The organism is Streptomyces gamaensis (genome assembly GCF_042656465.1).
In the GTDB taxonomy this organism is placed as follows: Bacteria; Actinomycetota; Actinomycetes; order Streptomycetales; family Streptomycetaceae; genus Streptomyces; species Streptomyces gamaensis.
Genome location: NZ_JBHSPB010000012.1, coordinates 130525 through 153545, shown reverse-complemented (window position 1 = coordinate 153545; position 23021 = coordinate 130525). Strand labels below are relative to the sequence as shown.

Annotated in this window: 25 protein-coding genes; 6 read left to right on the top strand and 19 right to left on the bottom strand. The window is 69.6% G+C overall.

The genetic code is table 11. The features are described from left to right. Nucleotides 1-35 precede the first annotated feature (35 nt). The 5 genes from ACFP1Z_RS20595 to ACFP1Z_RS20575 all read right to left on the bottom strand — a co-directional run bounded on the left by ACFP1Z_RS20595 (nucleotide 36) and on the right by ACFP1Z_RS20575 (nucleotide 6354). On the bottom strand, nucleotides 36-1685 hold the full coding sequence (locus tag ACFP1Z_RS20595) for an MFS transporter (protein WP_390318295.1): 1650 nt from the start codon (nucleotides 1683-1685) through the stop codon (nucleotides 36-38). Nucleotides 1686-1872: 187 nt separating this feature from the next. Continuing rightward, a complete protein-coding gene (locus ACFP1Z_RS20590; RefSeq protein WP_390318125.1) occupies nucleotides 1873-2370 on the bottom strand; it encodes a hypothetical protein in 498 nt (165 codons plus the stop codon). 213 nt (nucleotides 2371-2583) lie between these two features. Further along, complete coding sequence (locus ACFP1Z_RS20585; protein ID WP_390318293.1) at nucleotides 2584-4134, bottom strand: M4 family metallopeptidase; 1551 nt, start codon at nucleotides 4132-4134, stop codon at nucleotides 2584-2586. Nucleotides 4135-5068: 934 nt separating this feature from the next. Beyond that, nucleotides 5069-5263, bottom strand: a complete 195-nt coding sequence (locus tag ACFP1Z_RS20580; protein ID WP_390318123.1) for an antitoxin — start codon at nucleotides 5261-5263, stop codon at nucleotides 5069-5071. A gap of 785 nt (nucleotides 5264-6048) precedes the next feature. Beyond that, on the bottom strand, nucleotides 6049-6354 hold the full coding sequence (locus tag ACFP1Z_RS20575) for a hypothetical protein (RefSeq protein WP_390318122.1): 306 nt from the start codon (nucleotides 6352-6354) through the stop codon (nucleotides 6049-6051). Nucleotides 6355-6476: 122 nt separating this feature from the next. Here ACFP1Z_RS20575 and ACFP1Z_RS20570 point away from each other — a divergent pair, with 122 nt between their 5' ends. Both ACFP1Z_RS20570 and ACFP1Z_RS20565 read left to right on the top strand, forming a co-directional pair. Beyond that, complete coding sequence (locus tag ACFP1Z_RS20570; protein WP_390318120.1) at nucleotides 6477-7322, top strand: helix-turn-helix domain-containing protein; 846 nt, start codon at nucleotides 6477-6479, stop codon at nucleotides 7320-7322. After that, entirely contained in the window at nucleotides 7309-7542 is a 234-nt protein-coding gene (locus ACFP1Z_RS20565) for a DUF397 domain-containing protein (protein WP_390318118.1), read from the top strand. Before ACFP1Z_RS20570 ends, ACFP1Z_RS20565 begins: the two co-directional genes overlap by 14 nt. 17 nt (nucleotides 7543-7559) lie before the next feature. Here the strand turns inward: ACFP1Z_RS20565 and ACFP1Z_RS20560 are convergent, their stop codons facing one another. Next, entirely contained in the window at nucleotides 7560-7841 is a 282-nt protein-coding gene (locus tag ACFP1Z_RS20560) for a hypothetical protein (protein ID WP_390318116.1), read from the bottom strand. Between the two features lie 118 nt (nucleotides 7842-7959). On the opposite strand from ACFP1Z_RS20560, the gene ACFP1Z_RS20555 reads away from it, so the two are divergent. After that, the gene (locus ACFP1Z_RS20555; protein WP_390318115.1) at nucleotides 7960-8136 is read left to right on the top strand and encodes a hypothetical protein; all 177 of its coding nucleotides are present in this window, start codon (nucleotides 7960-7962) and stop codon (nucleotides 8134-8136) included. A gap of 64 nt (nucleotides 8137-8200) precedes the next feature. Continuing rightward, on the top strand, nucleotides 8201-9079 hold the full coding sequence (locus ACFP1Z_RS20550; RefSeq protein WP_390318114.1) for an LLM class F420-dependent oxidoreductase: 879 nt from the start codon (nucleotides 8201-8203) through the stop codon (nucleotides 9077-9079). A 57-nt stretch (nucleotides 9080-9136) separates the two neighbouring features. Here the strand turns inward: ACFP1Z_RS20550 and ACFP1Z_RS20545 are convergent, their stop codons facing one another. The 7 genes from ACFP1Z_RS20545 to cdgB form a co-directional block, all read right to left on the bottom strand. Next, the gene (locus tag ACFP1Z_RS20545) at nucleotides 9137-9667 is read right to left on the bottom strand and encodes a hypothetical protein (RefSeq protein WP_390318113.1); all 531 of its coding nucleotides are present in this window, start codon (nucleotides 9665-9667) and stop codon (nucleotides 9137-9139) included. 646 nt (nucleotides 9668-10313) lie between these two features. Further along, nucleotides 10314-10538 (bottom strand): DUF397 domain-containing protein, encoded by a 225-nt coding sequence (locus ACFP1Z_RS20540; protein WP_390318111.1) that lies wholly within the window; start codon nucleotides 10536-10538, stop codon nucleotides 10314-10316. A gap of 67 nt (nucleotides 10539-10605) precedes the next feature. Continuing rightward, nucleotides 10606-11436, bottom strand: a complete 831-nt coding sequence (locus ACFP1Z_RS20535) for a helix-turn-helix domain-containing protein (protein WP_390318110.1) — start codon at nucleotides 11434-11436, stop codon at nucleotides 10606-10608. Beyond that, nucleotides 11433-11954: a DUF6879 family protein gene (locus ACFP1Z_RS20530; protein WP_390318108.1), complete on the bottom strand. Its 522-nt coding sequence runs from the start codon at nucleotides 11952-11954 to the stop codon at nucleotides 11433-11435. Before ACFP1Z_RS20530 ends, ACFP1Z_RS20535 begins: the two co-directional genes overlap by 4 nt. Beyond that, on the bottom strand, nucleotides 11938-12144 hold the full coding sequence (locus ACFP1Z_RS20525) for a hypothetical protein (RefSeq protein ID WP_390318107.1): 207 nt from the start codon (nucleotides 12142-12144) through the stop codon (nucleotides 11938-11940). Before ACFP1Z_RS20525 ends, ACFP1Z_RS20530 begins: the two co-directional genes overlap by 17 nt. Nucleotides 12145-12516: 372 nt before the next feature. Beyond that, nucleotides 12517-13479, bottom strand: a complete 963-nt coding sequence (locus tag ACFP1Z_RS20520) for a CBM35 domain-containing protein (protein WP_390318106.1) — start codon at nucleotides 13477-13479, stop codon at nucleotides 12517-12519. Between the two features lie 218 nt (nucleotides 13480-13697). Continuing rightward, nucleotides 13698-15470 carry a diguanylate cyclase CdgB gene (gene cdgB, locus ACFP1Z_RS20515; protein ID WP_390318105.1) on the bottom strand — a complete coding sequence of 591 codons (1773 nt, stop codon included), beginning with the start codon at nucleotides 15468-15470 and terminating at the stop codon, nucleotides 13698-13700. 372 nt (nucleotides 15471-15842) lie between these two features. On the opposite strand from cdgB, the gene ACFP1Z_RS20510 reads away from it, so the two are divergent. Then, nucleotides 15843-16394 carry a flavin reductase family protein gene (locus ACFP1Z_RS20510; protein ID WP_390318103.1) on the top strand — a complete coding sequence of 184 codons (552 nt, stop codon included), beginning with the start codon at nucleotides 15843-15845 and terminating at the stop codon, nucleotides 16392-16394. Nucleotides 16395-16642: 248 nt separating this feature from the next. On the opposite strand, the gene arfB is transcribed toward ACFP1Z_RS20510, so the two are convergent. Beyond that, nucleotides 16643-17068, bottom strand: a complete 426-nt coding sequence (arfB, locus tag ACFP1Z_RS20505; RefSeq protein ID WP_390318102.1) for an alternative ribosome rescue aminoacyl-tRNA hydrolase ArfB — start codon at nucleotides 17066-17068, stop codon at nucleotides 16643-16645. 175 nt (nucleotides 17069-17243) lie between these two features. Here arfB and ACFP1Z_RS20500 point away from each other — a divergent pair, with 175 nt between their 5' ends. Next, nucleotides 17244-17819 (top strand): TerD family protein, encoded by a 576-nt coding sequence (locus ACFP1Z_RS20500; protein WP_390318101.1) that lies wholly within the window; start codon nucleotides 17244-17246, stop codon nucleotides 17817-17819. Between the two features lie 212 nt (nucleotides 17820-18031). Here the strand turns inward: ACFP1Z_RS20500 and ACFP1Z_RS20495 are convergent, their stop codons facing one another. The 5 genes from ACFP1Z_RS20495 to ACFP1Z_RS20475 all read right to left on the bottom strand — a co-directional run bounded on the left by ACFP1Z_RS20495 (nucleotide 18032) and on the right by ACFP1Z_RS20475 (nucleotide 22835). Further along, nucleotides 18032-18541 (bottom strand): RICIN domain-containing protein, encoded by a 510-nt coding sequence (locus ACFP1Z_RS20495; RefSeq protein ID WP_390318099.1) that lies wholly within the window; start codon nucleotides 18539-18541, stop codon nucleotides 18032-18034. A gap of 146 nt (nucleotides 18542-18687) precedes the next feature. After that, the gene (locus ACFP1Z_RS20490; RefSeq protein WP_390318097.1) at nucleotides 18688-19527 is read right to left on the bottom strand and encodes a class II fructose-bisphosphate aldolase; all 840 of its coding nucleotides are present in this window, start codon (nucleotides 19525-19527) and stop codon (nucleotides 18688-18690) included. A gap of 130 nt (nucleotides 19528-19657) precedes the next feature. Next, a complete protein-coding gene (locus ACFP1Z_RS20485; protein ID WP_390318096.1) occupies nucleotides 19658-20584 on the bottom strand; it encodes a 1-phosphofructokinase family hexose kinase in 927 nt (308 codons plus the stop codon). A gap of 158 nt (nucleotides 20585-20742) precedes the next feature. Beyond that, nucleotides 20743-21897 carry an N-acetylglucosamine-6-phosphate deacetylase gene (nagA, locus tag ACFP1Z_RS20480; RefSeq protein ID WP_390318094.1) on the bottom strand — a complete coding sequence of 385 codons (1155 nt, stop codon included), beginning with the start codon at nucleotides 21895-21897 and terminating at the stop codon, nucleotides 20743-20745. Next, nucleotides 21894-22835, bottom strand: a complete 942-nt coding sequence (locus ACFP1Z_RS20475) for an ROK family protein (protein ID WP_390318092.1) — start codon at nucleotides 22833-22835, stop codon at nucleotides 21894-21896. The genes nagA and ACFP1Z_RS20475 overlap by 4 nt, the downstream gene beginning before the upstream one ends. Nucleotides 22836-23021: the final 186 nt, after the last annotated feature.

The following is a 23021-nucleotide window of genomic DNA, read 5'->3' as shown; positions in this document are numbered from 1 at the left end:
TAGAGAACCGCCCCTGAGGACCGCCTTCGTACGGATTAGGGGGCCGGCGCGTCCGGAGAATTACCGGGGTACGGATCCGGGTGCCCGGACGCGTCCGCGGCGACCGCCGGCCGCGTGGTGATGCCCGCCGTGACCAGGTAGCCGCTGACGAGCGCGGCGAGGAGCATGATGCCCGCGCCCCAGGCGATCGCGACGGTGAAGCCGTGGACGGTGCCGGCGCGCACGACCAGGGCGCGCAGACCCGGGGTGAGACGGCCGCCGGCGGGGGACTTGAGGTGGGTGGTGATGTAGGCGGTGCTGCTGGACGTGGCGATCGTGTTGAGCAGAGCCGTGCCGATCGAACCGCCCACCTGCTGCGAGGTGTTGAGGGTGGCGGAAGTGACACCCGAGTCGGAGGGGGCGACCCCGGCGGTCGCGGTGGCCATGACCGGCATCATGATCAGGCCCATGCCCAGCCCGAGGAGGAGTTCGGCGGGCAGGACGTGCGAGACGTACGCGGGCCCCGTCGGCAGGAACGTCAGCAGGAACAGGCCCGTCGCCCCGAGGAAGGCCCCTGGCGCCATGAGCGTGCGCGGCGGGACGCGCGGCAGCAGCCGCGCGGAGATCTGCGTCGCGCCCAGGACGATGCCGGCCGTCATCGGCAGGAACGCGAGCCCGGTCCGCAGCGGCGAGTAGCCGAGGACGACCTGGAGGTAGTAGGTCATGAACAGGAACATCCCGAACATGGCGATCACGGCCAGGCTCATCGTCAGGAAGCAGCCGGCCCGCGTGCGGTCGCGGACGATGTGCAGGGGCAGCAGCGGGTTGGGCGCGCGCGTCTGCCACCAGCCGAACACGGCCAGCAGCAACAGCCCGCCGCCCAGCAGCCCGAGCACGAGCGGATCGCCCCAGCCGCGCGGTTCGGCCGCGCCGCACCCGTAGACGATCGCGACGAGCCCGCCGCAGCCGAGGGCGGCACCGGGGACGTCCAGGCGGGCGCCGTCGCGGACGCGCCGGCGGTCGTCGCGCAGCAGCCACGTGGCCCCGGTCAGCGCGATCAGCGCGATCGGGACGTTCACGTACAGGCACCAGCGCCAGGTGAGGAATTCGGTCAGCAGGCCGCCGCAGACGAGCCCGATCGCCGCGCCGCCGCCCGCGATCGCGCCGTAGATCCCGAAGGCTTTGCTGCGCTCCTTCACGTCCGTGAAGGTGATCGAGAGCAGGGACAGCGCGGACGGTGCGAGGAGGGCCCCGAAACAGCCCTGCAGGGCGCGCGCGGCGAAGAGCATCCAGGGTTCCTGCGCGGCGCCGCCGAGCGCGGAGGCCGCCGCGAATCCGGCCAGTCCGGTCATGAACGTCCGCTTGCGGCCCACGAGATCGGCGATTCTGCCGCCCAGCAGGAGCAGTCCGCCGAAGGCGAGGGTGTAGGCGGTGATGACCCACTGCCGGTTGCCGTCGGAGATGCCGAGGGAGCGCTGGGCGGAGGGGAGGGCGATGTTCACGATGGTCGCGTCGAGCACGACCATGAGCTGTGCGATCGCGATGGTGACCAGGGCCCACCACCGGCGGGGGTCGGGTATGTCCGTTTCTGCGTCGGACGGGCCGTCGGTCGGTCCGTTGGCCGGTCCGCCGGTCGGCCCGTCGGCCGGACCGTCACCGGGTATGCAGGATTCGGGATCGGTATGCGCGGAGTTCGCCGGATTCATCGGGCTCATGGGCACCTGCTCTCGCAGCCGACACCGTGCAGAGGCGCCCTCCAGGGTAGGCCCGGTCCCCGGCATCCGCTTGTCGAGATGGCGTGAAACCGTCGGTCCTGGGGCGGCGTGGAGGGGTGCTGTCGCGGTGCTGGGGGAGCGTGTTCCGGGGCCCCGGTGCGTACGTGCGCCCCCGGTGTCACACCCGCGGGAAGCGTGCCAGCAGGTCCCAGATCGCCGGGTTGTCGCCCAGCCCTTCGTGCATGTCGGTCAGGTCGGCGACCAGGTCGTGCAGGAAGTCCCGTGCCTCGCGCCGCAGTTCGGCGTGGTTGAAGGTGAGCGGCGGTTCGTCGGCCGCCATCCAGTCGGCGGCGATCTCGACCCAGCCGAAGCGCCGCTCGAAGGTCACGCAGTCCGTGGACTCGGTGAAGTCCAGCTCCGCGAACTGCGTGGTCGCGGCCCGGCTGCCGCGCGGGTCGCGGTCGAGCCGCTCGACGATGTCGCACAGCGCCCACGCGAAGTCCAGCACGGGAACCCATCCCCAGGCTGTGGAAATCTCCCGGTCGGCCTTGACGTCCGCGACGTAGACGTCACCGCAGAACAGATCGTGCCGCAGCGTCCGCACGTCGGCGGTGCGGTAGTCCGTCTGCGGCGGGTCGGGGAAGCGGCGCGAGAGCGAGTAGCCGAGGTCGATCACGCCTCGATGGTGTCACGGCGGGGTCCGTACGCGTAAACGCGTTCGTGATCGCGTTGGCGTTGGCGTTCGCGTTCGCGTACGGACGCGGGCCCGCGCCCTCGCCCGGGGTGGGGGGTGGCGAGGGCGCGGGCCCAGTCGGTGAGCGGAGCGGCTCGGGTCAGCGACCGGTCACGGCGTCCGTGATCACAGCGTCGATGGTCACGGCGTCCGCGGTCACTTGACGTTGATCGCGGTCCAGGTGGCCGCGACGGCCTTGTACTCGGCGCTGTCGGCGCCGTAGAGGTCCGCGGCGGCCTTCAGCGTGCCGACGCGGGCGGCCTTGTAGTCGGTCGTGGACGTGAAGTACGTGGTCAGCGCCTTGTACCAGATCTTGATGGCCTTGTCCCGGCCGATGCCGGAGAGCTTGGACTTGTCGTAGGTCGGGCTGTCGTAGCTGACGTCGCCCACCTTCTTGCTGCCGCTGCCCTCGGACAGCAGGTAGAAGAAGTGGTTCGCCGGGCCGGAGGAGTAGTGGACATCGGTCTTGCCCAGGCCCGAGGACCAGTAGTCCTTGGACTTGCCGTCCTTGCTCGGCTTGTCCATGTATCGCAGCGGGCTGCCGTCGCCGTTGATGTCGATCTTCTCGCCGATCAGGTAGTCCCCGGGGTCGGCCGGGTTGTTGGCGTAGAACTCGACGGCGGTGCCGAAGATGTCGCTGGTCGCCTCGTTCAGGCCGCCGGACTCGCCGCTGTAGACGAGGTTGGCGGTCGCGGCGGTGACGCCGTGGCTCATCTCGTGGGCGGCCACGTCCAGCGCGGTCAGCGGGTGCTTGTTGCCCTCGCCGTCGCCGTAGGTCATGCAGAAGCACTCGTCGTCCCAGAAGGCGTTGACGTAGTTGTCGCCGTAGTGGACGCGCGAGTAGGCGGCCTTGCCGTCGCCGCGGATGCCGTTGCGGCCCAGGACGTTCTTGTAGAAGTCCCAGGTGACGGCGGCGCCGTAGTGGGCGTCGACACCGGCGGTCTGCCGGCCGCCGCCCCAGACGTCGGAGGAGTTGGTGAACAGGGCGCCCGTGCCGTTGGAGCCCTGGTCGAGGTCGTAGGTCTTGTGGCCGCCGCGCGAGCCGTCGGTCAGCTCGTAGCCGGAGCCGTTCTTGGTGGTGGTCAGGTCCACCTTGCCGCTGTAGGTGCTGGTGCCCGAGCCGGTCTCGATCGCCTCGCGCTCGAAGAGCTTCTTGCCGGTCGTCGCGTCCGTGACGACGTGCAGCTTGCTCGGGGTGCCGTCCTTCTGCACACCGGTCACGACGGTCTCGTACGCGAGGACCGGCTTGCCCTCCGCCGCCCAGATGATCTTGCGCGGCTCCTGGCCGGCGTCGGTCTTCGCGGTCTTCTGGTCGGCCGCCACCCCCAGCGCCGCCTTCTTCGCGGTCTGCGGCGCGACCGACGGGGTCGTCGTGGGCACGGATATCTCGGCCTCGGTCGCCTTGGTGACCTCGCGGGCACCGCTCTTCTTCTGGTGCACGACGAGATCGCCGCCGAGCACCGGAAGGCCGTCGTAGGTGCGCTCGTAACGCGTGTGCACCGTGCCGTCGGCGTCCTTGACGACGTCCTTGACGACCAGCTTCTCCTTGCTGCCGAGGCCGAGCTTCGCCGCGGCGGCGGGCGCCTCGCCCTGTGCGCTCTGAATCGCGGAAACCTTCTGCCCGGCCGAGAGCGCGAGCGCCTGCCCGCCGCCCGCGCGCTCCGGGGAGGCGGTCGCCGTGGCGGACTGCACACCGACCACGACCATGGCCGCGGAGGCCACGAGCGCGGCGGCGCGCAGGGTGTTCTTGCGGGCTGCGGAAGAAGTGGAGTTGGTCAGGCTCACTGTCTCTCCTCGTGCGGGACCGCGAACTCACGGCCCTGAATGGGGGGTTCGGGGGGATCGGGGACGACCCGCCCGACTGCACATGTGGTGCTGGAGTGAAGTGAGGGAGACGGTGCCACGGATTGCCCGACATTGACAGGGGCGCAACAAGGATTTGATCTGGCGTTCTCCGGAACGCGGTGGATTGCATCCGCTATGCGGTGAACTGCCCGCCACAGGTATGGACTTGCTGTCTCACGAAGTGGCGTTCGACTGCCGCGATTGCATGCGATCGCGTGCGGATCCGTGCGAGTGTGCGCGGAGGTGTGCGTTCCGGGGTGACACTGTGTGTGTTCCGTGGACGCAGAGGTGTTCAACTATGCGCGATTGCAGGCGTTTCGGGCAAGGGCGCGTGAGGCTGCTGTCCAACTGGTGGAATTGCCTTGCGCGGTGAGGGTGCGCGTGCCTTGCGCTAGCAGAACGAGCAAAGGGCGGAAAGGTTCCCGGGGTCGGGCTGCGGCCCGTACGCGTGCTGCCTGTCCGCATGCTGCTCGTCGCGCCGGGCCGGGCGGGCTGCCGCGCTACCGGCCCGCCGGGCCGCTGGGCTGAGCGCGGTCGTCACGAACGCGGCATACCGTGGGCACGCGTACGGGCGGCGGCTCGTGGCCGCCGCCCGGGGCGGTGGGGCTGTTCAGCTACGACTGCCCGCTGCGGCGCTCCTAGCGGGAGCGCCGCAGCGGGCAGTACGGGAGGGCGCCGTCCTCGTCGGCGGGCGGCACGCGTTCTCGATGGAGCGGGGGGCCGTTTTCGATGTGCGGCTCCGCCGCGTGGGCGCGACAGTCCCCCAGAGAGGGGTGCCGGACGTCCGGCGGAGCGCTCAGGCGGGCGGGTTGTCCTCCGGCTTCTCCTGGGCGCCGAGCTGCTCCTTGAGCTTCTCCTGGGCGGCGTCGACCTGCCCGCTGTACTTGCCGCCGGTCTTCTCGTCGAACATGTCTCCGGCCTTGTCGATGCCCTTGCCGGCCTGGTCCTCGTGGCCCTTGAGCATTTGCTTGAGCTTGTCGAGTACGGACATGGCTGCCCTCCTTGCGGAACGTGACACCTCCAGGATCGCCGCATTCCGCGCGAAACGCATCCGCGAGGGTGGGGGTGCGGTGCCGCGTGTACGGGGCGCGTACGGGGCCGGGGCGCCCGGGGGCGCGTACGTACGGGCCGGTGCCGGGCGGCCGGGCCGTACGCACAGGTGCGCACCCGGAACGGTACGTACGCGGTACGTACCGTTCCGGGTGCGCTCGGTAAGGGTGGCTGTGGTGCGGTGTCTCAGCCCGTGCTCGTGTATCCGCAGTTCCAGCACTTGTACACGCCGTTACCCATCCCCTGCATCATGTTCTGGCAGTTCGGGCAGGCCAGCCCCAGCGGCCTCAGCGGGGCCGGGGTACGGGCCCCACAGGGCACGTCGGGCACATGCCGCGCACGACCACCGGCGAGTTCGCATCGCCCGGCCGCTCCGCCACCACGACCACCCGCAGCAGCCGCCGGCACCCCGGGCAGCGCTCGTACTCGCGACCCCGGTCCCTCAGCGCAGCGGCAAGAATGCGTTCGAGCGAGTCGCCGTCGTCCATGGTGCGTGAATCCTGTCTCCACGGGTCCCCCTCCTCCGGTGTCCGGTACCCGCCCCGGTGCTGCCCAACTCCGCCGCCGCCCGCCGGTTACGCGATGGCGGCCGTACGCCGCCGGGCCGGGCGGACGGGCTTGCTCCGGACGAATTCCACCGCTTTGAGGATGCCCCGATACGGCGTTCGCCATACGCGTTTGCCCGCCCCGCGCGGGCGGATTAGCGGTTCGCAGTGGCCCCTTGGGTCACTGCCAGCCGCGTGCGGCACAGGCGGCACAGGCGAAGTACCGGCAGGCCCGGGTCGGCACGTGCTCCGGCTCCCTCCCACCGTCCTCACGGAGCCAGCCCGCGCGGCGCTCCTCCTTCGTCGCCAGCCGCAGCGCGCTCGCGGGCACGTCCCATTCGAGCCCGCCACCGGGCAGGCGCACCTGCACGTGCGGGCCTACGTGGCCCATGACTTGGCACATGGTGCCGTCGCGCTTGTCGATGACGAAGGCGCCTACGCGGTAAGTGAAGGCGGAGCCGGGTGAGGTGGGCTTTCCGGGTGTCACGGTTTTCCCTCTCGGGTGATCTCGGTCGGAGTGCCATCAGGCTGGCGGGGCCCGGCATAGGCTCGGAAGAGGGAGCGCGCTGCAAACAACGTGTTGTGCAAGGGAGTTGAGGGAGTCAATGCATGGCCAAGGCTGAGAGGGTGCACGGGATGGGGCGGCCCAAGGTCGGCTGGGATTTCTTCGGGTCGGAGCTGAAGCGGCGCAGGGAGAGGGTCGGTCTCACGCAGCAGCAGCTGGGCGCGAAGGTGTTCTGCTCGGGTTCGTACATCGGCCAGATCGAGAACGGGATCCGCAAACCGCAGCCGGAGCTCGCGCAACTCCTCGATGAGGCGTTGGAGACGGACGGATCCTTCGACCGGATGTGCGAGGAGCTGGTCAATAACTCCCCGTACGAGCGCTACTTCGCGGACGGGCCGTATCTGGAGAGCAGGGCGCTCACCATCCGCCAATACGCGCCGCTGTACATTCCGGGCCTGTTGCAGACGGCCGACTACGCTCGCGCGGTCTACTTGGCCAGCGTCCCGTATCTGACCGATGCGGAGATCGAGGCCCGGATCTCCCAACGGCTGGACCGACAGCCCATCCTCGATCACCCAACAGAGCCCCTGTTCTGGACGGTTCTCGATCAGAGTGTCATCCAGCGCACAGCGGGCAATCCGTCAGTGATGCACCGTCAGCTCACGCACATCGTGGCGCTGACGGAAAGGCGGCGCATCCGCGTGCAGGTGCTGCCGTTGGACGGGAGCCTCCCTCCGCTGGGCGGCCTGACCAAGCTCATGACCTTCGCGGACGCCCCACCAGTGGTCTATTGCGAGGGAGCCCGGACCGGCGGCCTGGTGGACGACCCGGCCGAGGTGCACAGGTTCGAGCTGATCTACGGTCTTCTCCAGGCTGCTGCCTTGCCCCAAGAGGCGTCGCTGGACCTGATCCGATCAGTAGCAGAGAGGTACGCGCATGAGAGACCTTGACCTGAATGTCGCGGCGTGGCGCAAGAGCAACTACAGCGGAGGCGGTGCCGGGACCGGGAGCGACGACTGCGTCGAAGTCGCCGACAACATACCGGGTGTTGTACCGGTACGGGACTCCAAACGGCCGTACGGCCCGGCCCTCGTCGTCCCCGCCCACGCCTGGGCGGAGTTCACCGCTTCGCTCAGGCCCGCCACTGGGACCCGCCGTAACAGCGACTGACGCCGCTGGGCGTCGCTTCAGAGACAGCGGATGGCCTGGCCGAGGTCGGCACCGTAGGAGGCCCAGCAGATCACTGACCCGTCGTCGTCGATCTGCCCCATGAACCACTCGCCGTCGTGCAGCACGAGGCACAGGTCATGGAACCCCAGGATCGTTTCGGGCTGGAGCGGCGTGTAATCGCGGTGGCCGGAGTCTTCGGCGACGACGAACCGGTCGAGGGGAAGCAAGACGGCGCCTCGGTCGCCGGAGAGAGCACGAACATGTTCGATCGTCCATCCGGCAGGGAGTCTTGATTCCATTGCGGCATTGTCTCAGCAGCCATCGCCTCATCCCGCATGCCCGACGTACGACCGGTACCGTCGCGCCAGGAGCGGGCTCGTCCCAAACGGACACGGCATACCTGAGTGAGGAGACGCTATGACTGGTGAACGCCTTCCTGGCAGTGGCGCGACCGACTGGAGTGAGCTGCGTGCTGAGTTCGCCTTCAGTGCTGAGGAAGAGGCGGAGATCCAGGCGGGCAAGGAACGGCTTCTCGCCGTGGCGCGTGCTTGCCGTGCGTCCGAGGCTGGCCTGGCCGTCCCCGGACGGGAATAGGAGGAGCCAACCTCCGGTTGTCGGGGGAGTCCGGCACGTCGACAGCAGAAGGCAGGCGGAACCCATGGCACCCATCCAGGGCCTCGGCACCATCGGAATCTGGACCATGGAACTGCGCGCGGACGGACCCGAACAGCTCGGGGCGGTCCAGGAAGCCGCGGCGGAGCTGGACGAGCTGGGCTTCGGGTCCGTGTGGATCGGCGGCAGCCCCAGCGTCGCGCAGGCCGCGCACGTGCTGGAGGCGACGCGGAACCTCACCGTGGGCACGAGCATCCTCAGTATCTGGCAGCACGAGGCGGCGGACGTCGCCGCGCAGTACGGGGCGCTTCCGCCGGGCGTCCGGGAGCGCTTCGTACTCGGACTCGGGGTCAGCCACGCCAAGTTGGCGGCGCAGTACGCGCGTCCGTACCCGGCGATGAAGGAGTACCTGGCCGCGCTGGACGGCGCACCGGTGCCCGTACCGGCCGAGCGGCGTGTCCTGGCGGCGCTGGGGCCGAAGATGCTCGGGCTCGCCGCCGACCGCGCGGCCGGCGCGATCCCGTACCTCGTGGCGACGGAACACACCGCGCAGGCGAGGGAGACGCTGGGCGGCGAGGCGTTCCTCGCTCCTGAGCTGCCCGTGGTCCTCGACACGGACCTGTCCCGCGCGCGGGAGGCCGCCCGCGAACACATCGATTTCTACCTGGCGTTGCCCAACTACACCAACAACTTCGTGCGCCTGGGCTTCACGGAGGACGACTTCAAGAGCGGCGGCAGCGACCGCCTCCTGGACGCCCTCTTCGCCCTCGGCGACGCGGAGCGCGTACGCGAGCGGGTGCGGGAGCACGTGGCGGCCGGGGCGGATCACGTCGCCGTGCAGGTCGTGGTGCCGGGTGGTCGGAACCTGGACGCGGTGCGGCCGAAGTGGCGGGAGCTGGCGGAGGCGTTGGTGTCGGACCGCTGAGAAGACGCGACCGCCCACCCGTGCGCGCTGGTCGGCGTGTTGCTGTGAACCCTGTGGTCAGGCGGACGGGACACCGGCGGTCTTGAAGTCGGCCTCCAACAGCCGGGACACCAACCGCCGTGCGCCGCTGGGTGTCCCGGGCCGCTCGGGCGCGAGCCGTGTGACGGCTTGATCCAGCCAGTCGGCATTGCCCAGCTGCTCGGTGGCCTGCGCTTTCGTCAGTTGTCTGACGAGTTCGTCAACCAGCAGGATCTCGCTTGTGCGGTAGCGGCGTTCGTGGTGGCTGAATCGGCCGGTCCAGTGCTCGTACGGGTGGCGCAGCATACCCCTGAGACAGGAGCCGTGGCTGTCGATGCCGTCTTCTCCGGATTCCGATCCGAGGAAGTCGTTGAGAGCGCCGACGGTGCGGGAGCTCGACCAGCGCCGGGCTGTCACAAAGAGCGAGAGTTCCATGAACCTGGACCAGGGGATCAGCTCTTGCTGCGCACCCTTCGCATGCGGGCGTATGCCTTCGGGCGTCAGCTTCAGGTGTGCCCCGCAGTGCCGTTCGGGGTCGCCGATGACCCACTGGGAGCCGGTACGCTCCAACGGTCCAAGAGATGTTCTCAAGGTCCCCCCTGCATGCGAAGTGCCTTCCCCGTGGGGAAAGTACCTGAAGTGATCGACGGGCGAAACAGCCGCTTCGTCAACGGAGTGGACAGGAGAGGTCGGACAGGCAGCGGTTGGGGGAGCACGCCACCACGGCAATGGAGTGGAAGAGTGTGCCTTTCAAGTAGTGCCCGAGGGACACATCGTCGCCGTGAGCCAGTCGCTCCGCAGCGGATCGTGTCCGGGAAGCCCGCAGGGCCGGGTCCCGGTCGCGGTCGGATGCGAACCGGGCGGATACTGAGGACAGTTGGAGTCCTGTCCAGTCCGCTGCCTCCTCCGGGGCGTCCCAGGTTCCTTGGACCAGCGCGGCCGGTTTCAGTAGCCAGTGCGCGGTCTGGACCGGAGGAACACCCGTAGTGGGAAACTCGGCGACGGCCTGCCGATGACGGTCGAGGACGTCGGCCGGGCTGGAGGCGGAGGGCGCCGGGCCGGGCGGGCGTCGGATCCATTCCTTGTCGAAGTCGGGCTTCTCGCCCACCCATTGATAGCCGTGGAAGTGCACGGGTGTTCCGCTTCTGTGCGTGTGCCGATGGGGAGCGGCTCCCGCCCTCATGGACCGGGAGGGCGGGAGCCGCGGTAGGGGAGGTCAGGCGGAGAGGCCGAAGCGGCTGGGGTCGATGCCGGCCGCGTGGAGTTCGGCGGTGGTGAACCGCAGCGGTTCGGCCTGGGGGCGCTTGCTGTCGCCCATGGCCCAGGCGTCCTCGCCGATGCGGGCGAGGGTCACGCAGGCTTCGCCGTCGGGGTGCGTGTTGCCGCCGCACGCCCTGACGAACTGGGCGTCGTGGATGTCGAGCCCGTACAGGTCAGTCATGGAAAACCTTCCTGAGAGACGGAGTTCGTTTCTGCCCGGACATTGTGGCGGCACGGTGCAGGCGGATCTACCGCGTTTCCTGTTCCCTCAAGAAGTCGTTCCGGATGCTCTCTGCGAGAGCCTGCATCCTCTCGCCGTAAAGCGCCACTTGCTCGAAGTTCTCGAACTTGTCGGCGTACAGTTCGATGTCCCGCCGCTCGCTGGTGGTGACCTCGGCGTGTGGAATCTCGACCACGACGAGGCGGGCGTCGAAGAGCACGAAAGAAGACGTGGGTACGCCGGGCATGGGCGCCGACAGGGGGATGACGCCGACGGCGATATTAGGCATGCGCGACATGGTGACGAGCTTGTCCAACTGTGCCGCCATCATCGGCGGCGGGATGAGCTGCCACCTCAGAACGGACTCGGTAAGGAGAAAGCGAAAGGTCCGTTCCCGGTCGTAGAGAATTTCCTGGCGGCGCAGCCGTGCCCCGATCATCTTCTCCAGGGCGTCGTCCGTCAGGTCGCGGTTCCCGAGGATGCCGCGCACGTACTCCGGTGTCTGCAGCAGGCCGGGAACGCACGACGGCTGGAAGAGCCGCAGCAGTTTGGTCCGGGCTTCGACGGCCCCGATGGCTGCCTGGTGTTTGTGCAGCCCGGAGCGTTGGTGGATCCGCCAGGCCGTGACCTCGGTGGCCACCCGGCGGGCGACCTCGGCCAGTTGGTCCTTGACCTCGTCGGAGACCTCCAGGGCCGTGAGGATCCGTTCGACATCGATGACGCTGGGAGGCAGCACCCCGTTCTCGATCTTGCTGAGCTTGCTCGGAGACATGAGTGCGCCGCGGGCAACCACCTTGGCCTGCTTGCCGCCGGCCTCGCGCAGTTCCCGCAGCGCTTTACCGAGCTCCGTGGGGTTCACCCTGTGCCGTACCGCTCCCACCATTCCCGGAACGGCACGGCGTGAGCGAGAGCGGTGTCACGGTGGGCTGTCCACGCGGCCACATCAGGCTGGGACTCGGCGCCGAGGAACTTTCCACCCGCTCCGTAGTTCATGGTGACCGTCGTCGTCTCGTCGAACATCCAGAAGTCGGGCACGCCCTCCAGGGGGTTGGGCTGGTCCGTGGTGTCGAGAATGAAGAACTCCTCGCCCGATCCGGCGTTTTTGCGGTATCCCCAGCCCAGTTCGAACCTGAGATAGTCCGTGAGCGGTCGGGACAGGATGTGTACGCGGTACATGCGCTTGCCAGCTTCGACATTCGCGCGTACTTCGTCCGCCCATTCCTGGTTGTAGTCCTCGGGCTGTGCTTCGCCGGAGAGGAAAGCCCGCAGGTTCTCCGGGTCGGACGAACCCGTGTAGTCGTCCAGTGTCTCCAGCCTGAACGCTTCCCGCCGGAAGTCGGCGAACAGCTTCTCGAACTCGTCAGGCGAGATGTTCACGGGCCAGCCTCCGAAGCAGCGACATGGGGATCCGCACGGCCGTCTCGTTCTCCGGGAGCCGCATGGCCGCGAGTGCTTCCGGGTCGTCCACCTTGCGGCCCTGGACTATCGCGTCGTCAGTGTCGTCGACGGCGAAGACCTGTGGGCACGCACCTTTCTCACACTCTCCGACCAGTCGTGTCAGTGCCATACCGAGCCCCCTGCCTGAGGTCAGTGGTGTCCGGGCCGATGTTCCCGGCCCCGTGATCAGGCCGTCAAGCAGGGGAAGTTGAGGGAACGGGAAACCGTTCGGGGGTCTACGTTGACTCGACCGGGCCAGTTCGGCTGAAAATGGTCGGCCGGGGATGAAGGAGCCCTGCGTGGGCGGGGGCGGTCCGCTCCGTGAAGGTGTCGCCGACGAGGGCGCAGCGGTGCTGCTGAGTGCTGCCGATGAGCAGGGGCGCAGGAGCTGAACTGTGCGTAACGTCAGGCTCGGCCAGCGGACGGATGAGGGCCGCCTCGGACGAGACGACCCTCGTAGATCAGCGTTCCCGCGCACTGGTCGCGGTGGCGCAAGCCGATGTCAGCCGTTCCATCCGGGCTTCAGCGACACCTGGTCCAGAATGAAGTTGCACTGGTTGCCCGATCCGCACGAGATCTTGATGTCGTTCATGCCCTTGTTGAGGGTGACGTACGCATAGGTGTGCGTCCAACCCCTCTCCCAGTCGCCATTCTTGGCCTGAGAGAAGTTCTTCATGTTCAGCGACTTCTCGTTGTCCTGACCGTTGACTGTGACCGTGGAGCTCGCGTCCGTTCCCGGCACCCCGTAGTTCACGTACAGCGTGTACTTCCCGGCCTCGGGGACCTCGACGTTCCAGTCCACTGCGGACCCGGGGTTGTTCATCCCCGTTATGTAGATGCCACCGTCGGCCTTGGCGCCCTTGACGTCCTTCGACGTGACTGCACCGCCGCTGAGCTTCAGGGTCGCTGCGTCCCGCTGCTGGAGCCCGGCGGCCGAAGGATTGCTCGGCTGGTCCGACTTGCCGGGGTCGGGCTTCTTGCTCGGCTCCGAGGACGGCTTGTCACTGCCGTTCGCCGTGTTCTGCGACTGCCGCTTGTCGTCCCCGCTGTTGTTGAGCATCGCGACACCGATACCGCCCGCGACCACCACGACCACGGCTATTGCCGCGATCAGCAGCCCCCGCCGGTTGGACCCGGAACCGGACCCCCGGCCGCCGTGCTGAGCGTGCTGCTGCGGCGGCACCGGCGCACCAGGCGCGCCCCCGCCCTGCGCGCCCCCCGGCAACGTCTCGGGGGCCGCGTAGTGCGGCGCGGGCTGCCGCTGCGCGGCGGAGGGGTACTGGCGCGAACCGACGGGCCGGACCTGGTTGTACGAGATGCGGGGCACCCCGGGCTGAGGATCGGCGGAAGAGGCCGAAGAGGCGGAATCCTCCTCGCCGCCCTCCGAGCGGTACAGGTACGCGAACGGGTCGTCCTTCTCCGGCGTGCCCGACGTACCCGCTGCACCGTTGTTCCCGGCGGTCATCCCCTGTCACTCCCAACCTGGCGCGCCCGTCGTCGACGCCCACAGCCCTCATCCGTACGCGTCGCGGACCGCCGCTGCCGGGCCGGGGCGGCCCGGAGCACACGGTCCGAATGGCCAGAATCTCACGATCGATTCATGCTGCGCAGCGCGAGGCCGCACCGCGCAGCCTACCTTGACGCGGCGAGGTCACGCCTTGGTACGGACCGCAGCCCCGGGGGCTACCCGGCGCGCCGTCCGGCCCTGGCCCGTGACCGCTTTTCGACGTACATGCGTTGGTCCGCCGAGCGCAGCACCTCATCGGCGGACATACCGCAGCCGGCCCAGCCGATGCCGAAGCTGGCGCCGACCCGTACGGCCCGCCCGTCGACGCGGATCGGCGGGAGGATGGCCCCCCGCAGACGGGCGGCGAGATCCTCGGCGTCGGCCTGGCCGAGGCCGTCGGCGAGGACGACGAACTCGTCGCCGCCGAGCCGGGCGACGGTGTCCCCGTCGCGGACGGCGGCGCTGAGCCGGCGCGCGACCTCGATGAGGACGGCGTCACCGGTGTGGTGCCCGAAGCGGTCGTTGATGGCCTTGAAGCCGTCGAGGTCGCAGAAGAGGACGGCGAGCCCCTTGGCGCCGTCGTCGCTCTCCTCGTCGGGCGCGACGGTGTGCACATGGCCGGGGTGGACGGCGGGCCCGGGCATGAACCCACCGGTGATCGCGTACGGCCCGGGCCCCTCACCCATCGCACTGACCGCACCGCCCCCGTCCCCAACTCCGTCCGCACCGGCCCCGCTTGCCCCGTAGACGCCCAGCGCGACCCCCTCCGCGACGGCGGCCACGCTCTCGACCTCCTCGAACCCCTGGAGGCACCCGTAGTCGAAGGAGTCGTACGCGCCGGCGGCATCGGCCGACGGCTGCTCGCTGTCCGGCGCCTGCGCGCACAGCCGGCTGGTGAGGCGGGCGCGCAGTTCGGCGCTGTTGGGCAGTCCGGTCAGGGCGTCGTGGCTGGCGCGGTGGGCGAGCTGGAGCTCGTGCCGCTTGCGTTCCTCGATGTCCTCGACGTGCGTGAGGAGGAAGCGGGGGCCGTCGGCGGCGTCGGCGACGACGGAGTTGCGCAGCGAGACCCACACGTAGCTGCCGTCGCGGCGCACGAGGCGCAGTTCGGCCCGGCCGCCCTCGGCGGAGGTGCGCAGCAGGGTGCCTATGTCCTCCGGGTGCACGAGGTCGCAGAAGGAATAGCGGCGCATCTGCGAGGCCGTCCGGCCCAGCAGCCGGCACAGGGCGTCGTTGGTGCGGTGCAGCCGCCCGTGCTGGTCGCCGCCCATTTCCGCGATGGCCATGCCGCTGGGCGCGTACTCGAATGCCTGCCGGAAGCTCTCCTCGCTCGCCCGCAACGCCTGCTGTTCACGCTCCAAACGGACGAGGGCACGCTGCATATTTGCGCGTAGACGAGCGTTACTGATCGCAATGGACGCCTGAAAGGCGTACATCTGCAGGGCCTCCCGGCCCCAGGCCCCGGGACGGCGGCCGTTGCGCGGTTTGTCGACGGAGATCACGCCGAGCAGATCGCCGCTCGCGGTGTACATCGGGGCGAAGAGACGGTCCATGGGATGCCACTCGTCCTCGCCCACGGGCGCGGCCCCGCCGGAACTCCACTGCGGTACGTCGTCGTTGTCGAGCACCCACCCTTCGGTGTAAGGGATGAAGCGCAGCGTCCCCCACTGCTCCGCCATCGCCAGCCGGCGCTCCCAGGACACCCGCGAGCCCACCCGGCCCGCCATGAGGGCTTCGGCCCCCGCGCTGCCCGCGACGGCGGCGACGACGAGATCGCCGTCCGGGCGTACCAGATTGACGGCCGAGAGCTCATATCCGAGCCCAGCGACGATGCCGTCCGCGACGGTCTGCAAGGTGTCCGCCAGGCTCCTGGCCGTGTTGAGATCGGCGATGACCTGGTGCAGGCCCTTCAAGGTGGTCAGGCGGACATATGGCCCCGACTCGGTCTCCATCTTCGCTCTCCCCCGAGACTTCGACAGCAACTCCAGGCTTCTTGTCGTTCATTTACCCGGCCACTGAATCACAGCGAGCTGACCACCCGGTACACAGGGTCAACAATTAGAGGCCCCTGTGACACATGTCACAGGTCGGGATGGTGTCGTGCTACTGGCCTTTTAACGCGTCCGTATGCTTCGTGAACGCAAATCCGGAACACGTTCCGCCCTCGACCGGGCGCCAAACGGAAGGGATCCGTACCCGTTGCGGAACCTCCGCGCCACCGGCTCGGTCGGTTTCTGTACGTATTCGGCACCCATTCGACCTAGGACCGTCCTGGTCCTGTGGTCCGATGCACTGGAGGCGATCCGGCGGCTAGCGTGCATGGCGTGTTGCAGACGACTTTCCCTCGCGAGACCGCCATAGCCCATGCTGAAGGGGTGAGCGCAGACGACTTCCGTGCCGCCCTCGCCCGCCTCGCGGCCGGCGTGGTGCTCGTGACCGCGCACGACCCCGAGCACGGTCCGCACGGCGAGGACGTCGGGATGACGGCGACGGCCTTCCTGTCCGTCTCCCTCGAACCGCCACTCGTGATGGTGAGCGTTCGCAACGACTCCCGCATGGACGATCTCCTGGAGCGCCAGCCGCTGTGGGCGGTGTCCGTGCTGTCCGAGAGCCAGCGGCACATCGCCGGCCGCTTCGCGATGAAGGGCCGCATCAGCGACCGGCTGCTGTTCGAGGACATCCCCTACGAGCGCGGACCGGCCACCGACACCCCGCTCGTGCGCGGCGCGCTCGCGCAGCTGGAGTGCCGTACGGAACAGCGCGTCCTGGCCGGGGACCACACGCTGGTGATCGGCCGGGTCCTGACAGCGGCCGCGCCGAGTACGGACGCCGGGCCGCTGACGTACTTCAGGGGCCGCTACCGGCAGCTGTCGTAAGGCGGTTGCCGGGCTCGTACGGACGTGTACAGGCGCGTACGAATGCTTACGGACGAGCACGCAGCACAGCAGAAACCCATAGGACCCGCGCCCCGGGGCAGGCCAGAATCCCCCGTCGACCCTCCCCGGGGCGCGCACGAACGGCCCACCTCGGGCCGTACCTGGTACCGCGTCCTGGGGGCGGGGCACATCCCCCGTAACCCCGCCTCCGGGGCGCGCTCCTCCGTACGGGCCGAAGTGCCCGCCGTTCACCAATCCCGGCCGGAACGCCCCTTCTTGGTCTCGCTCCGCTGCTTCTTCTCCCGCAGCCGCCGCTCGTTGATCCCGCGCGGGATCCGCGTCGGGCGGCGCGGCTTGGGCGGGGGCGCGCTCGCCTCCGCCAGCAGCGCCGCCATCCGTACGGCCGCCGCCTCGCGGTTGCGCCACTGCGAACGGTGCTCCGAGGCCCGTACCGTCAGCACGCCGTCGACCAGCCGCCCCTCCAGCCGCGCCAGGGCGCGCTCCTTCCACACGGGCGGGAGCGCCTCGGTGCGCGCGAGGTCGAAGCGCAGCTCCACCTGGCTGTCGCTGGTGTTGACGTGCTGGCCGCCGGGGCCGGAGGAACGCGAGAAGCGCCACTGCAGCTCCGCCTCGGGGAGGGCGACGGAACCGCGGATGACATGAGGGCCGGACATGTCCCCATGATCCCGCGCGAAGCGGGGCCCGTCATCTCGATTTGACGCCGGCTACAGCCACCGCGCCCCGACCGCCCGTCAGGATCAAGTAAAGAAAGTAAAGAAAGCTGGAACCCTGCACTCCCGCACCGGCGTTATCCCCAGTGACACCGTTCAACCAGAAAGGGACCATCCCATGGCTGTAAGCCTGTCCAAGGGCGGCAACGTCTCCCTCACCAAGGAGGCCCCCGGCCTGACGGCCATCACGGTCGGTCTCGGCTGGGACGTCCGCACCACCACGGGCACGGACTTCGACCTCGACGCGAGCGCCATAGCCCTCAACGAGAGCGGCAAGGTCTACTCCGCCGGCCACTTCGTCTTCTTCAACAACACGGCCACGCCGGACCAGACGATCGTGCACACCGGTGACAACACCACCGGCGAGGGCGACGGCGACGACGAGCAGATCAAGGTCAACCTGGCCGGCCTGCCCGCCGACGTCACCCGCATCGTCTTCCCCGTCTCCATCTACGACGCCGAGTCCCGCAGCCAGAACTTCGGCCAGGTCCGCAACGCGTACATCCGCGTCGTCAACCAGACCGGCGGCGCCGAGATCGCCCGCTACGACCTGAGCGAGGACGCCGCCACGGAGACCGCCATGGTCTTCGGCGAGCTCTACCGCAACGGCGCGGAGTGGAAGTTCCGGGCGATCGGGCAGGGATACGCGTCGGGGCTGGCGGGGATCGCGCGGGACTTCGGGGTGAACGTCTGAGGTTCGGGGTGCCTGTCCGAGGGGCAGGCGTATAAGTTCGAGGGCCGTCCGGTGTGGACGGCCCTCTCCTCATTGCTGCGAGGGCCGTCGTGCCCTTCCGAGTGGGAACTGATCGCGACGCTCAAAGAATTGCGCAAGCGGGCCAGCCTCTCCGAAGGCATCACCTCTGCGGTGCTGGCGACTTACCCGCTTTCAGTCCTGGAACAGGCTGGCTACCTGGGCAGCCCGTACGACCACAGCTGGCCTCGCGCCCCATAGGAGTAGTCCCATTGCTGTACCCGCGCCCCATTCCTTGAGCTCGAATTTTCGACCTCAAGGACCTTGCCGCTGTTTGCGTTGAAGATGAGTACCGAGTGGCGGAAATCCTGAGACTGCTCGATGTACCAACTCTGGGTCCTGGCGCCGGTGCACGTCCACTGCTGAACAGGGGCGCCGTTGTCGACTCGGGAGTCGGCGACTTCCAGGCACTTGCCGCTGTTGTTTACAATCTGGTGGCTTCCGTCCTCCGCACGGTATAGATGCCAAATGGCCCCCGACTGCCCGCGGCAGTCCCACTGCTGGGCGCGGGCTCCGTTGCTGTTGCTGGAGCCGTCGATTTCCAGGCACTTATCGCTGCCGCTGTTAAATATTCCTGTGTCGATGGCGTAGCTGATGTTTGGCGTCATCATAATGACGGCGGCAGTGGATGCCGATATAAGGGAAAGCTTGAGGCTGGTCTTCATTTAATGTCTCCAATAAAGTAAAGCAAGTGCAATGGGTGGCGCTTGGTGTGAATTTATACAGGCCGATGCGGTGGGAGGGCAACAGGAATAGTGGGTTCCGGTTTATTTTGCTCCAAGGGTGGAGGGTTGCTGCCTTGTGGCTCGATTCAGGCCATCGTTTTGCGTAGATAGTCCGTAACTGTCCCCATCATTGCTCCCTTCGCGGGGACCAGGTACTTCCGCGGATCCACCGCCGACGGATGCGCCTCCAGAAAAGCCCTCACCGCCCCCGTGTAAGCCGTATTGAGCGCCGTCCCCACATTGATTTTCGTCATGCCCGCCGCCACCGCGCGGCAGAGCTCCTCGTCCGGGACGCCTGACGAACCGTGCAGGACCAGCGGGACCGGGACGGTCTCGTGGAGGCGGGTGATCAGGGCGTGGTCGAGGGTCGCTGTGCGTTCCGTCATCGCATGGGTGCTGCCCACTGCCACCGCCAGGGCGTCCACGCCTGTTTCCGCCACGAAGGCCGCTGCCTCCGAAGGGTCGGTACGGACCCCCGGAGTGTGGGCATCGCCCGCTTTTCCGCCCACGGCGCCCAGTTCCGCTTCCAGCCACAGGTCGTGTTCATGTGCCCAACGGGCGGCTGCGGCCGTCGCTTTGACGTTGTCGGCGTAGTCGCGTTTCGAGGCGTCGAACATGACGGAACCGAAGTCGTGGGCCGCTGCCTCGTGCAGGAGGCTTTCCGATTCGACGTGGTCGAGGTGGAGGGCCAGGGGAGCTGACGACGTGCGGGCCACGGCCGCGGTCGCGGCGGCGAGAGGAGCCAGCTTTCCTCCGTGGAACTTCACCGCGTTCTCCGAGATTTGGAGAATGGCGGGGACTCCTGCCGCCTCCGCGCCCGCGGCGATCGCCTCGGCGTGTTCCAGCGTGATGACGTTGAAGGCCAGTACGGCTGCGCCGGTGGCTTTCGCCTCGGCCATGAGGATGTGGGTGCGCGTCAGGGGCATGCGGGCCTCCGTGGGTGGGCACGCGCCTTCGGCGCGTCGGTATACCCTCCCGCAACCGCCCGTTGCGCCCAGCCGTGTTGCTGAACCTTCTCGTGGGGGCGTGTCGCCATTGGCGGCTGCGGCAGCGCTTTCATGCTTCCGTCACCTTCACCTGCGGCAGCAGTTCCTCGTACGCCTCGCGGTCGAATTCGCCCGCGACAGGCGCCCGTACCGTCGCCGCCGACAGGGCCACCGCCCGGGCCAGCCGGTCCGGCCAGGGCAGGCCCTCCAGCCAGCCGGACAGGAGTGCGGCTGTCGCCGAGTCGCCCGCGCCCGTCGGGTTGCCGGGTATGCGGCGTGGGGGAGCGGCACGCCAGGTGCCGTCGGGGGTGAGGGCCAGGATGCCGTCGGGGCCCAGGGTCGCGGCGACCGCGCGGGCGCCGCGGCGGCGGGTGTCGGAGGCGGCGCGCAGGGGGTCCGTGGAGCCGGTGAGGGCGGCGAGTTCGGTGGTGTTGGGCTTGACGAGGTCGGGGCGGGCGGCGAGGCCGCGGCGCAGGGGTTCGCCGCTCGTGTCGAGCAGGACCGGGACGCGGGCGGCGTGCGCCTCGCGGACCAGTTGCGCGTACGCGCCCACCGGTACGCCCGGCGGCAGGCTGCCGCACAGCGCCACCGCCCGCGCGCCGCGCAGCAGGCGCGCGTAGCGTTCGCAGAAGGATGTCCACTGCTCCGAAGTGACTTCCGGGCCCGGCTCGTTGAGCTGGGTGGATTCGCCGGTGGACTCGTCGACGACGCCGATCGTGCGGCGGGTGGGGCCGGTGATCGTGACGAGTTCGTCGGTGAGGGTGCCGGGCCGGCTGCCGTCGGCCAGGAGGCGGCGCAGGGTCGTGCCCGTGGGGCCGCCCGCGAAGCCCGTGACCACCGTGTCGTGGCCGAGCGCGGCGAGTACCCGGGCCACGTTCAGGCCCTTGCCGCCGGGGCGTTCGGCGACGTGTGTGACGCGGTGCGTGGCGTGCGGGCGCAGGCGCGGTACGCGGTAGGTCAGATCGAGCGCGGCGTTGAGCGTGACCGTGAGGATCATCGGCGCCTCTCTTCGTGACCGGGTCCCTGGTGGTGTGCCGTCGCGGTGGCGCGGCAGCGGCACACGAGTTGGGGGCGATCATGCCAAAACAGCGGCGGCAGGCCCAGACCTCGGGACCCGCCGCCGCTGTTCCGGTGGCGATTGAACTGTGCCGAAAATCAGCCCACTTCAGGCCTAAGTACCCATTCGCCGCGTCGCATCACGCCGACCACGTCGTAGGCGTCGTTCAGGACGACGAGGTCCGCGTCCTTGCCGGGCTCCAGGGAGCCGACCCGGTCCGCGACGCCGAGCAGGCGCGCCGGGTTGGTGGAGATGGCCTTGACGACGTCCTCGACGGGCAGCTTGTCGATGGTCACCGCGCGCTTGAACGCGGTGTCCAGGGTCAGCGTCGAGCCCGCGATGGAACCGGCGGTCGGGCCGTCGGCGATCCGTGCGACCCCGTCCTTGACCTCGACCCGCATCGGGCCGAGCGGGTACATGCCGTCGTTCATGCCGGCCGCGCCCATCGCGTCCGTGATGAACGCGACCCGGTCCGCGCCCGCGCTGCCGAACGCCAGCTCCAGGACGGCCGGGTGCAGATGCGTACCGTCGTTGATCAGCTCGACGGTGACCCGCTCGTCCTCCAGGAGGGCCGCGATCGGGCCGGGCGCGCGGTGCAGCAGCGCGGGCATCGCGTTGTACAGGTGCGTGGCGACGGTCGCGCCCGCGTCGATGGCCTCCAGCGCCGCCTCGTACGTGGAGTCGGTGTGGCCGACCGCCGCGATCACGCCCGCGTCGACGAGCAGCCGTACCGACTCCAGGCCGCCCGGCAGTTCGGGTGCCAGCGTCATCATGCGGGCCGTGCCGCGCGCGGCGTCGACCAGCTTGCGCACGTCGGCCGGGTCGGGGTCGCGCAGCAGCTCCGGCTGGTGGGCGCCGCAGCGGTGCGGGGAGATGAACGGGCCCTCGAAGTGGATGCCCGCGAGCTCGCCCTGCTCGGTGAGTCCGGCCAGGACGTGCGCCTGGCGGGCCAGGTCGTCCAGGTCGCCGGTGACCGTGGAGGCCACCATCGTCGTGGTGCCGTGCGCGCGGTGCGTGCGGATGGCCGTCATGGCCTCCTCGGCGCTGCCCGCCGAGAACGAGGCCCCGCCGCCGCCGTGCACGTGGATGTCGACGAACCCGGGGACGATCAGGTGCCCGGTCAGGTCCAGGGCGGGTGCCGCCTGCGGACGGTCGGCGACGATCCGGCCGTCCTCCACCGTCAGCCGCCCGCTGTCGACCACGCCGGACGGCAGGGCGACGCGGGCGCCCGCGAGAACCGTTGTGTGCGTCATCGGGCGGTTACCTCCATGGATTCCGTGGTGAGCAGGTCCCAGGCGAGCAGCCCCGCGCCCAGGCAGCCGGCGGTGTCCCCGAGGGCCGCCGGGACGATGCGGGGCGGCCGCTGGAACGTGAGGCGTTCCGCGACGGCCGTGCGCAGCGGTGTGAACAAGACTTCCCCGGCCTCGGCGAGCCCGCCACCGATGATCAGGATCCGGGGGTCCAGCAGGGTGAGGCCGATGACCAGGCCGTCCGCGAGGGCGTCGACGGCGTGCTGCCACACGGCGCGGGCGCGTTCGTCGCCGTCGGCCACGGCGCGCGCGCAGTCGGCCGCGTCCGCGTCCGGGACGCCGCTCGCCCGGGCCCAGGCGCGGCCCACCGCGGCCGCCGAGGCCAGGGTCTCCAGGCAGCCGCGGCCGCCGCAGCCGCACTCGGGTCCGCCGGGGCGGACCACGACGTGGCCGATCTCGCCCGCGTAGCCGTGCGCGCCCGCCTCGACGCGGCCGTCGATGCCGATCGCGCCCGCGATGCCGGTGCCCAGGGGGACGAACAGGAAGCGGTCCGTGCCTTGGCCCGCGCCGATACGGCCCTCCGCGAGGCCGCCCGTGCGCACGTCGTGGCCGAGGGCGGCGGGTATGCCCAGGCGCTCGGTGAGCAGGTCGCGCAGGGGGACCTCGCGCCAGCCGAGGTTCGCCGCGTAGACGGCGGTGCCGCGCCCGGTGTCCACGATGCCGGGGACGGCCGCGCCGACCGCCGACGCCGGGCGGCCGAACCGCTCCTGGCCGAGTGCCTTCAGCTCCGCCGCGAAGTCGAGGATTCCGGTGACGACCGCCTGCGGGCCGCGCTCGCGGCCGGTGGGCCGGCGGGCCTCGTACAGGAGCTCGTGGCCGGGTCCGACCAGGGCGGCCTTGATGCCGGTTCCGCCTACATCGAGCGCGATGACGTGATTCACGGGGGACAGTCTGGCGCGTGGGGGAGGGAAAGGTCTAGTCCACTGGGGGTGGCGGGGGCGGGTGCGTCGGCGCGCGGCGGGCGGTCCGGCGGGGTACGCCGGCCGCCGCCGCGCGGCCGCTGGTGCCTGGTGTGCCTCCGGGGGCTGCCGACGCCGGGCGGGGTGGGTCGTGCCGCTGTGTCCGGA